Origin of the sequence: Nonomuraea corallina, assembly GCF_027620315.1 — a bacterium.
GTDB classification, from domain to species: Bacteria; Actinomycetota; Actinomycetes; order Streptosporangiales; family Streptosporangiaceae; genus Nonomuraea; species Nonomuraea corallina.
Window position 1 is genome coordinate 1 of record NZ_JAPNNL010000321.1, and the last position, 3,023, is coordinate 3,023.

Below are 3,023 nucleotides of genomic sequence, written 5' to 3' on the forward strand. Positions count from 1 at the left end.
ACCACGGCGGCGACGGCCAGGAAGCCGCGCCGCCGGGCCGGTGGCCTTCGTACGTCCTCCAGCATCGGCCTGCCTCTACGGGCTCGTGCAGGTCAGCGTCGGGACCGGGCTGGGCACGCTGCCCGTGGCGTTGAACCCGAACGTGGTCGAGGCGTTCGGCGCCAGCTGCCCGTTGTACGACGCGTTCTTGGCCACCACGTTGGGCGGCTGCCCGGTCAGGGTGGCGTTCCACGGCGAGCCCGAGAAGCCCTGGCCGCCGGTGTAGGTCCAGGACACCGTCCAGCCGTTGAGCGCGGTGGTCCCGGTGTTGCGGACGGTCACCTCACCCTGGAAGTGGCCGGCCCAGCCGTTGTCGGTCCCGCGGAAGGTGGCCTGGCAGTCCGCGTCGGGGTTCTGGGTCGGCGTGTCCGTCGGGCCGGGCGACTGCCCGCCGCCCGGGCCGACGCCGGTGACCTCGCCGTTGCCGCCGTCGAAGACGACGTCCGAGCAGCTGTAGAAGTTCTCGTTGCTGTCGGAGCGCTTCCAGTGGATGAACAGGATGTGGTCGCCGCTCTTGCCGGACGGGAGCGTCGAGTTCCAGTAGTAGTAGTTCAGTCCGCCCACCCCGCCCGACTGCGGCGGGTTGCTCACGGTGCCGAACTTCTCCAGGTCGGCCCAGCGCAGCGGGCTGTTCGGGCTCCACCCGTTCCTGGTGATGTAGAGGTCGAACGAGCCCGGGTGGGCCGCCCAGTTGCTGTGCCGGATCTGGATGTTCGCACCCGACGTCAGGTGGGTCTTGGGCCAGTCGTTGCGCACCGCGTTGTAGGCGCTGAAGTCGTACGGCCCGCCGGTGCCGCCGCTGCAGATCTGGCCGTCGGGGATGAACCCGCTGGTCCGGCCGGCGCCGTCGGAGCGGAGCACGGCGAACCAGTTGTACAGCGGGGTGGTGCCGCTCTGCGCGACGGCCGCGTCGCACGCGGGGTTGTACGGGTCGATCGCGCCGTTCTCCCGCAGGCCGTCCTGCCAGCACAGGAAGGTGCGGCTGCCGGGGAACATGGTGACGCCGTGGGCCTGGGCCGACTGGGGGATCACGAAGGCGGTGATGATCATGGCGAACGCCGCGGCGGCCGCGAGGACCACCGAACGCATGACTCTCATGGACAAGATTCCTTTGCTCACACGCATGACAGAGGAACCCACCACGACCCGCCCGCCCGGCAGCACTCGCGTGATCGCATTACAACATGTCCGCACTCAGTCCGACAATCCCAGGTGAAACTTTCAGTCGTCCCCGCGGTGGTTTCGCCTGGTGGTCCACCTTGCCGCCGCGCCGGACGACCGGGCCGGGTTGCCGGAGCCCCCCCGCCTCGTGATGGTGGCGGTCATGAGACGCGTGCACCTTCCCCTGGCCCTCGCGGTCCTGTTGGCGACGTTCGCGTTCGCCCTGCCCGCGCAGGCCGCGGCCCCCGTCATCTGCGAGAAGTACGGCTCCACGGCCATCCAGAACGGCCGCTACATCGTGCAGAACAACGTCTGGGGCGCCGACACGGCGCAGTGCATCGACGTCAACCAGAACGGCGGCTTCACCATCACCCAGGCCGCGCACAACAACGCCACCAACGGCGCGCCCGCCGCCTACCCCTCCATCTTCGCCGGCTGCCACTACGCCAACTGCACCACCGGCAGCGGCCTGCCCATGCGGGCGGACGCGAGCGGCTTCCGCAACCTGCGCTCCGCCGTCAGCATGAGCTATCCGAACAGCGGCACCTGGAACGCCGCCTACGACCTGTGGTTCGACCCCACCCCGCGCACCGACGGGCAGAACACCGGCGCCGAGCTGATGATCTGGCTGAACCGGCGGGGCTCCATCCAGCCGATCGGGTCCCAGGTCGGCACCGTCAACCTGGCCGGCGCCACCTGGCAGGTCTGGTTCGGCAACATCGGCTGGAACGTCATCTCCTACGTCCGCACCACGCCCGCCACCTCACTCGACTTCGCCGTCGACACCTTCTACGCCGACGTCGTGGCCCGCGGGTACGGCCAGCGGTCCTGGTACCTGACCAGCGTGCAGGCCGGGTTCGAGCCTTGGGTGGGCGGCGCCGGCCTGGCGGTCGGCTCGTTCTCCGTCACCACCTCGGGCGGCCAGGACCCCCAGCCCGGCGGCTCCTGCCAGGCCGCCGCGACCGTCCAGGGCCAGTGGGACGGCGGGTACGTCGTCCAGCCGGTCACGGTGACCAACCGCGGCTCGTCGCCGATCTCAAGCTGGCGCGTCACCTTCACCCTTCCCGCCGGTCAGGCGATCACCGGGTCCTGGGGCGCCCAGCTGTCCACCAGCGGGCAGACGGTGACCGCGACCAACCTCCCGTACAACGGCTCCCTGGCTCCCGGAGGCAGTACCAGCTTCGGCTTCCAGGCCTCCCGCCCCGGCGGCTCCACGGCCGTCCCCTCGGGCTACACGTGCTCGTGACGGGGCCGGACCAGCGGCGCGGGCCCGGCGGCCCGCGCCCGGACCAGCGGTGTGAGCCCGCGTCCCGCGGGCCGGGCCGGGACCGTCAGGGCGACCGGCGGGCGGCGGAGATCTCGTTGAGCCGGATCTCCAGCTGGGAGCGGCAGGCCGGGGCGAGCCGGCCCTCACGCTCCCGGTCCGCCAGCTTCTGGCGCAGCCCGGACAGGCGGGTCTCCTCCGGCCCCGGCGAAACCAGCGCCCCGCGCAGCACCTGTTTGAGGTCCAGCGCCACGTCCCCGCCGAGCGCGCCGCACACGTCGGAGCCCTCCAGGGTGGCGTGGAAGCCGTCGACCGCCTGCCGGACCGTCTGCCCCGCGGCCTGCGTCCGCTCCTCGGCCCGCGTCCGCTCCATGGCCGGCATCGAGGCCACCGACGACGGCGGCGTGGACGGCGCGGACGGCGCGGACGACGGCGCCGGCGAGCTCACCGCGGGCGGCATCACCTGCCGGGGCAGCTCCAGCAGCGCCGCCAGCGACAGCGCGAGCACCGCCAGCACCCCCTTCGCGACGCGGGGCCGCACGTCGGCGTCCGGCAGCGC

The 3,023-nt window shown here is 72.1% G+C and carries 3 protein-coding genes; 1 reads left to right on the forward strand and 2 read right to left on the reverse strand.

Annotation, left to right across the window (positions count from 1 at the left end; genetic code table 11):
* Nucleotides 1-75: 75 nt before the first annotated feature.
* Complete coding sequence (locus tag OUY22_RS36345; protein ID WP_270159859.1) at nt 76-1,137, reverse strand: lytic polysaccharide monooxygenase auxiliary activity family 9 protein; 1,062 nt, start codon at nt 1,135-1,137, stop codon at nt 76-78.
* Nucleotides 1,138-1,363: 226 nt separating this feature from the next.
* On the opposite strand from OUY22_RS36345, the gene OUY22_RS36350 reads away from it, so the two are divergent.
* Nucleotides 1,364-2,446, forward strand: coding sequence for a GH12 family glycosyl hydrolase domain-containing protein (locus OUY22_RS36350; RefSeq protein ID WP_270159860.1), 1,083 nt, complete (start codon nt 1,364-1,366; stop codon nt 2,444-2,446).
* An 85-nt stretch (nt 2,447-2,531) separates the two neighbouring features.
* Here the strand turns inward: OUY22_RS36350 and OUY22_RS36355 are convergent.
* Nucleotides 2,532-3,023 (reverse strand): hypothetical protein (locus OUY22_RS36355; RefSeq protein ID WP_270159861.1); only part of this gene is annotated, 492 nt, incomplete at its 5' end.